The 7788-nt window shown below is 68.2% G+C and carries 5 protein-coding genes; all 5 read left to right on the forward strand.

The features are described 5' to 3' along the window. Positions 1 to 2922: an aminomethyl-transferring glycine dehydrogenase gene (gene gcvP / locus AC1DBX_RS20240; RefSeq protein WP_476932616.1), complete on the forward strand. Its 2922-nt coding sequence runs from the start codon at positions 1 to 3 to the stop codon at positions 2920 to 2922. A gap of 12 nt (positions 2923 to 2934) precedes the next feature. Beyond that, positions 2935 to 4083, forward strand: a complete 1149-nt coding sequence (gene gcvT / locus AC1DBX_RS20245; RefSeq protein WP_476932617.1) for a glycine cleavage system aminomethyltransferase GcvT — start codon at positions 2935 to 2937, stop codon at positions 4081 to 4083. 536 nt (positions 4084 to 4619) lie between these two features. After that, the gene (gene gcvH / locus AC1DBX_RS20250) at positions 4620 to 5003 is read left to right on the forward strand and encodes a glycine cleavage system protein GcvH (protein ID WP_230007215.1); all 384 of its coding nucleotides are present in this window, start codon (positions 4620 to 4622) and stop codon (positions 5001 to 5003) included. An 83-nt stretch (positions 5004 to 5086) separates the two neighbouring features. Beyond that, entirely contained in the window at positions 5087 to 6337 is a 1251-nt protein-coding gene (gene glyA / locus AC1DBX_RS20255; protein WP_476932620.1) for a serine hydroxymethyltransferase, read from the forward strand. A gap of 183 nt (positions 6338 to 6520) precedes the next feature. Continuing rightward, a partial coding sequence (locus AC1DBX_RS20260; RefSeq protein ID WP_476932618.1) for an L-serine ammonia-lyase occupies positions 6521 to 7788 on the forward strand: 1268 nt, incomplete at its 3' end.

Below are 7788 nucleotides of genomic sequence, written 5' to 3' on the forward strand. Positions count from 1 at the left end.
ATGGAGTTCCTTGTGACTGTTACCCCAGCCTCCACGTCCTTCGTTGACCGGCATATCGGCGCGCGCCGCCAGGCCGACGTCGACGCCATGCTGAAGGCTGTCGGCTACGACACCGTCGACGCCCTGGTGGACACCGCCGTTCCGAAGGACATCCGCCAGGACGCCGACCTCGCGCTCGCCGCGGCCCTGAGCGAGGTCGAAGTCCTCGCCGAGCTGCGCAAGCTGGCGTCGAAGAACAAGACCGCCGTGCAGATGATCGGGCAGGGCTACTACGACACGCTCACCCCGCCGGTGATCCGCCGCAACATCCTCGAAGCCCCGGCCTGGTACACCGCGTACACGCCCTACCAGCCGGAGATCTCCCAGGGCCGGCTGGAGGCGCTGCTGAACTTCCAGACCATGGTCCAGGACCTGGTCGGCCTGCCGATCGCCAACGCCTCCCTGCTGGATGAAGCCACCGCCGTGGCCGAGGCCGTGCTGATGATGCGCCGCGCGAATAAGAACAAGACGGCGCACGACGGCAAGACCGTCCTCGACGCCGACTGCCTGCCGCAGACCATCGCGATCGTCAAGGGCCGCGCCGAGGCCCTCGGCTTCGAGGTCGAGGTCGCCGACCTCTCCAAGGGCCTGCCCGACGGCGTCATCAACGGCGTCGTTCTGCAGCAGCCGGGCGTCTCCGGCCGCGTGTTCGACCACACCGCCGTGATCGCCGACGCCAAGGAACGGGGCGCCCTCGTCACCGTCGCGGCAGATCTCCTCTCCCTGACCCTGATCACGTCTCCGGGCGAGCAGGGCGCTGACATCGCCGTCGGATCCGCCCAGCGCTTCGGCGTGCCGCTGTTCTTCGGCGGCCCGCACGCTGCCTACATGGCCGTCCAGAAGGGGCTCGAGCGCTCCATGCCCGGCCGCCTCGTGGGTGTCTCCAAGGACAACGCCGGCGTTCCCGCCTACCGCCTGGCCCTGCAGACCCGCGAGCAGCATATCCGCCGCGAGAAGGCCACGTCCAACATCTGCACGGCCCAGGCCCTGCTGGCCATCGTGGCTTCCTTCTACGCCGTCTACCACGGCCCGGACGGGCTGAAGGCAATCGCCCAGTCGGTCCACGTCCACGCCAAGACCATCGCCGCCTCCCTGAAGGCCGCCGGCCTGGACGTGCTGCACACCTCCTTCTTCGACACCATCACCGTCTCCGTGCCGGGCCGGGCAGCTGAGATCATCGCGGCAGCCGACGCCAAGGGCGTCAACCTGCGCGCCATCGACGCCGACACCGTCGGCATCTCCGCCGACGAGGCCACGACGGTTGCCGTCGTCGCCGACGTCATAGCCGCGTTCGGCGCGTCCGTGACTGCCGCGGCTGCAGGCACGGACACTGCGTTCGGCCTGGACCCCGCCGTCGAGCGCACCTCCGACTACCTGCAGCACCCGGTGTTCAACACGCACCGTTCCGAGACCCAGTTGCTGCGCTACATCCGTCGCCTCTCGGACCGCGACCTTGCCCTGGACCGGACCATGATCCCGCTGGGGTCGTGCACCATGAAGCTGAACGCCACCGCCGAGATGGAAGCCATCTCCTGGCCGGAGTTCGCCTCCATCCACCCGTTCGCCCCGGAATCCCAGACCGCCGGCTGGCGTGAACTGATCGAGGACCTCGAAGGCCAGCTGACCGAGATCACCGGCTACGACCAGGTCTCCATCCAGCCCAACGCCGGTTCCCAGGGCGAGCTCGCCGGGCTGCTGGCGATCCGCGGCTACCACCTCTCCCGCGGCGATGCCCAGCGCAACGTCTGCCTGATCCCGGCCTCCGCGCACGGCACCAACGCCGCCTCCGCCGTGCTGGCCGGCATGAAGGTCGTGGTCGTGGCCACGGCTTCGGACGGCACGATCGACCACGCGGACCTGACCGTCAAGATCGAGCTGCACAAGGATGCGCTGTCCTGCATCATGATCACCTACCCGTCCACGCACGGGGTGTACGACGCCGATGTCCGCGAGGTCTGCGACGCGGTCCACGCCGCCGGCGGCCAGGTCTACATCGACGGCGCCAACCTCAACGCCCTGGTCGGGCTGGCCCAGCCCGGCATGTTCGGCGGCGACGTCTCGCACCTGAACCTGCACAAGACTTTCTGCATCCCGCACGGCGGCGGCGGACCGGGCGTCGGCCCGGTCGCGGCCAAGGCGCACCTGGCCCCGTTCATGCCGGGCAACGCTGCTGATCCCGCCAACGGCGCCGACGGCACCCCGATCTCCGCCTCCCGCTACGGCTCGGCCGGCGTGCTGCCGATCTCCTGGGCCTACGTGAAGCTGATGGGCGGCCGCGGCCTCACCGAGGCGACCAAGTCCGCGCTGCTCGCGGCGAACTACATCGCGGCCCGCCTCAACGACTCCTTCCCGGTGCTCTACACCGGCGAAGGCGGCCTGGTGGCCCACGAGTGCATCCTGGACCTGCGCGAACTCACGGCCAAGACCGGCGTGACCGCCGAGGACGTGGCCAAGCGCCTGATCGACTACGGCTTCCACGCCCCCACCCTGGCGTTCCCGGTGGCCGGCACCCTGATGGTGGAGCCCACCGAATCCGAGGACCTGGGCGAGATCGACCGCTTCATCACGGCCATGGTCGCCATCCGCGCCGAGATCGACAAGGTGGCCAACGGCGATTTCACCGTGGAGCACAGCCCGCTGCGCAACGCCCCGCACACCGCCGCTGCCGTGATCAGCACCGACTGGACCCGCGAGTACCCGCGTGAGCAGGCCGTCTTCCCGGTCCACACGCTCAAGCAGGACAAGTACTTCCCGCCCGTCGGCCGCATCGACGGCGCAGCCGGGGACCGCAACCTGATCTGCTCGTGCCCTCCCCTCGAGGCCTTCGAAGAAGACACAGCAGTCCACTCCGACGACTCCGCCAACTCCGACTCTGACAGCTAGGGACAGCCACCGATGAATGAGAATTACACGGCACTTTACGAAGAGCACAAGAAGCTCGGTGCCTCCTTCACGGACTTCGGCGGTTGGCAGATGCCGCTGAAGTACAGCTCGGAACTAGCCGAGCACCACGCCGTCCGCAAGTCCGCGGGCCTGTTCGACCTCTCCCACATGGGCGAAGTCTGGGTCACCGGCCCCGACGCCGCAGCCTTCCTGGACTACGCCCTCGTGGGCAAGATCTCGGCGATGGCCATTGGCAAGGCCAAGTACTCGCTGATCTGCAACGAGGACGGCGGCATCATCGATGACCTCATCACCTACCGCCGCGGCGACCAGAAATTCCTTGTGGTCCCCAACGCCGGCAACGCCAAGGTCGTCGCCGAGGCCCTGGCCGAGCGCGCCGGTTCCGGAAAGGACGGCGGATTCGACGTCACCGTCCAGGACGCCTCTGCTGAGACCTCGCTGATCGCCGTGCAGGGACCCAAGGCCCAGGAGATCCTGCTGCGCCTGGTCCCCGCCGCGCAGCACGAGCTCGTCACCGGCCTGAAGTACTACGCCGCCGTGGACGTCCCGTTCATGTTCGCTGGAGCCAGCCAGGACCTCCTGCTGGCCCGCACCGGCTACACCGGTGAAGACGGCTTCGAGATCTTCGTCGCGAACGACGCCGCCGCCGCCCTCTGGCAGGCGCTCGTCGCCATCGCAGAGGACGGCGAGCTGACCCCCGCCGGGCTCGCGTCCCGCGATTCGCTCCGTCTCGAGGCCGGCATGCCGCTTTACGGCAACGAGCTCTCCCTGGAGGGCGATCCGTTCGCCGCCGGCCTGGGCCCCGTCGTCGCCCTGTCCAAGGAAGGCGACTTCATCGGCAAGGCCGCCTTGGCCGCCAAGAAGGAAACCGGCGCCGGCGCCACGACGGGCCGCAAGCTCGTCGGGCTCAAGGGCCTCGGGCGCCGGGCCGGCCGCGGCCACTACCCGGTCCTCAAGGACGGCAACGTTGTCGGCGAAGTCACCTCCGGCCAGCCCAGCCCGAGCCTCGGTTACCCGGTCGCGATGGCCTACGTCGACGTCGAATTCACCGAGCCCGGCACCGCACTGGACATCGACCTCCGCGGCAAGGCCGAACCCTTCGAAGTTGTCGCACTGCCTTTCTACAAGCGCCAAAAGTAGCCGAAGCTGTCCCGGGGGCTGCGTGACTGTGGTTGCGTCAGCCCGTCGGACCCGGCATCCTCTGCATGCTCGGTCGCGAAGACGCCCGCTGAGCGGACGTAACGCTCCCTTAGACGCATGCTCCCGGATGTCGGGCCCGAAGGGGCCCTGCAGCTCACCTCGGGTTCAACTCACCTCGAGTTCCAAGCGTCGTTTGGGGCGCCTTCGAAAGCCAAAAGTGCTGGGGGATGTACCGCCTACCGCGGGGTAGGACTGTCCCAAAGGGTGGCACGCCAAGCCCGATCATTGGGGGTTGAGCTTGATGACACCCTTGAAGCCTCGGAGCACCCCGGCTCTGGAAGATATCGAAAAGCCACTGTTTCTTCCGGGAAAACGGCTGGCCCCAAAAACTGAACTGAATAGCGGCGGGTGAGGGGATTCCGGAAGCGTGCGTCTAAGCGAGGGACGAGCGAGCACGCGGAGGAATTGCCTCATCCGCCACCCAACCCACCACAATTGTTGTGGCCCACGACTTTTCAAACGTAAAGGAAAAACACATGGCAAAAGTTGCCCCTGAACTGCAGTACTCCGACGAGCACGAGTGGGTTGCCCGGGAGGCCGGAAACGTTGTGTCCATCGGCATCTCCGCCGTCGCCACCGACGCCCTCGGCGACATCGTCTACGTGGACCTGCCCGAGGTCGGCTCCGCCGTGACCGCGGGGGAGACCTGCGGCGAGGTTGAATCGACCAAGTCCGTCTCGGACCTCTACGCCCCGGTCACGGGCGAGGTCACCGAAATCAACCCCGCCGTCGTCGATGACCCCGCGCTGATCAACAGTGACCCGTACGGTGCCGGCTGGCTCTTCAAGGTCGCCGCCGAGTCCGACGGCCCGCTGCTTTCTGCCCAGGAGTACGCGTCCAAGAACGGCGGCGAGCTGTGAGCGGCGCAACGGCGGCCGCGGGCACCCAGACGCTGGCGTTCGAGCAGGTCGTCTCCGCGAGCCTGGACGCGGAGCTGTCCGTGATGGATCCGGAGATCGCCGCGACGATCGACGCCGAGCTGTCCCGGCAGCGTGACGGGCTGGAAATGATCGCCTCGGAGAACCACACCGCCAAAGCCGTGATGCAGGCGCAGGGTTCCGTGCTGACGAACAAGTATGCCGAGGGCTACCCGGGCAAGCGCTACTACGGCGGCTGCGAGCACGTGGACGTTGTGGAGCAGCTCGCGATCGACCGGGTCAAGGCCCTGTTCGGTGCCGGGTACGCCAACGTCCAGCCGCACTCCGGCGCGCAGGCCAACGCCTCCGTGATGCACGCCCTGATCCGGCCGGGCGACACCATCATGGGCCTGAACCTGGCCCACGGCGGGCACCTGACGCACGGCATGCGGATCAACTTCTCCGGCCGGCTCTACAACGTGATCCCGTACCAGGTCCGTGAAGAGGACCACCGGATCGACATGGCCGAGGTCGAGGCCCTGGCCCAGGAGCACAAGCCGGCGCTGATCGTGGCCGGCTGGTCCGCGTACGCCCGGCAGCTCGACTTCGCCGAGTTCCGCCGGATCGCCGACTCCGTGGGCGCCTACCTGATGGTGGACATGGCGCACTTCGCCGGGCTGGTCGCGGCCGGGCTGCACCCGTCCCCGGTCCCGCACGCGCACGTCACCACCTCCACCACGCACAAGACCCTCGCGGGTCCGCGCGGCGGCATCATCCTGAGCAACGACGCCGAGATCGCCAAGAAGATCAACTCCGCGGTGTTCCCCGGCCAGCAGGGCGGGCCGCTGGAGCACGTCATCGCCGGCAAAGCCGTGGCCTTCAAGATCGCCGGGTCCGAGGAGTTCAGGGAACGCCAGGAACGTGTGCTGGCCGGCGCCCGGATCCTCGCCGACCGGCTGGTCCAGGACGACGTGACCGCCAAGGGCATCAACGTGATCTCCGGCGGCACCGACGTGCACCTGGTCCTGGTGGACCTGCGCAACTGCGTGCTGAACGGGCAGGAAGCCGAGGACCGCCTCGCGGACATCGACATCACCGTCAACCGCAACGCCGTGCCGTTCGATCCGCGTCCGCCGATGGTCACCTCCGGGCTGCGGATCGGCACCCCGGCGCTGGCGACCCGCGGCTTTGGCGAGGCGGCCTTCGCCGAGGTTGCCGACATCATCGCCGAGGCCCTGACCGCCGACGCCGGCGCGGACCTCTCCGGTCTCCGCACCCGGGTCCAGGCCCTCGCCGCCGCCCACCCGCTCTACCCCTCGGTTGCTAACCTCGCCTAGGCGACGTAAGACTGAAGTAGCAGCAGTACAGAACTAACAGCAGTACAGATCACGACGCCGGGTTGCCGCCACAAGCCGCCGCCCGGCGTCGTGCATCCGGCATGCGGCCGCCAACCAGCGCCCGCAGCGCCTTCCGGCAGGACCCTCTGCCGGGCCACAGCAAGACCTAGTTAGGAACCGACAATGGCTGTTGGAGTCTTCGACCTCTTTTCCATCGGAATAGGGCCATCCAGCTCACACACCGTGGGGCCCATGCGGGCCGCCGCCCTCTTCGCCGAGGAACTCAAGGCCTCCGGGAACCTGGAGAAGGTAGCGTCGCTGCGGGTGGACCTGTACGGTTCCCTGGCCGCCACGGGCCACGGGCACGGCACCATGACCGCGATCCTGCTTGGCCTGGAAGGCTTCCACCCCGAACTGATCCTGCCCGAGGAAGTGGAGGAACGGCTCGCTGCCATTGCTGAGACCGGCACCCTGCGGCTGGCCGGCTCGGTCGCCCTGCCGTACGGGGTGAAGAACATGGTCCTGCGGCCGCTGACCATCCTGCCACGGCACACCAACGGAATGACGTTCACGGTCTCCGACGCCGGGGGCCAGACCCTGCACCAGGCCACGTTCTTCTCCGTCGGCGGAGGTTTCATCGTCCGCGAGGGCGAGGAGGACGCGGCCCTGAAGGAACTCGACGAATCGAAGAAGGAACTTCCCCTGCCGTTCCGCACGGCCGCTGAACTGCTGGGCCGCTGCCAGTCCAAGGGCCTCTCGATCGGGCAGATCATGTTCGTCAACGAGCGCGCCTCCCGGACCGAAGCGGAGATCCGCGACGGGCTGCTGCACATCTACTCGGTGATGGAAGGCTGCGTCGAGGTCAGCCTCAAACGCACCGGGCTGCTGCCGGGCGGGCTCAAGGTCCGCCGCCGGGCCCCGGACTGGCACGAGCGGCTCATGAAGGAAACCCGCGGCCAGGACCCCGACTACCGGGACCCGAAGTACTGGCAGGAATGGGTCAACCTGATCGCGCTGGCCGTGAACGAGGAAAACGCCTCCGGCGGCCGCGTGGTCACCGCCCCCACCAACGGCGCCGCCGGCATCATCCCGGCCGTGCTCTACTACGCGCTGCACTTTGCCCCCGGCATGGACCAGGCCAGCCAGGCCGACCGCGACGACACGATCGTCAGGTTCCTGCTGACCGCCGGCGCCATCGGCGTGCTGTACAAGGAGCAGGCCTCGATCTCCGGGGCGGAAGTCGGCTGCCAGGGCGAGGTGGGCTCGGCGTCGTCGATGGCGGCCGCCGGCCTGGCCGAAGTCATGGGCGGCACGCCCCAGCAGGTGGAGAACGCCGCGGAAATCGCGATGGAACACAACCTGGGCCTGACCTGCGATCCGATCGGCGGGCTCGTGCAGGTCCCGTGCATCGAACGCAACGCGATCGCCGCCGCCAAGGCCATCAACGCCGC

Source organism: Arthrobacter sp. 10N44_2, assembly GCF_056394385.1.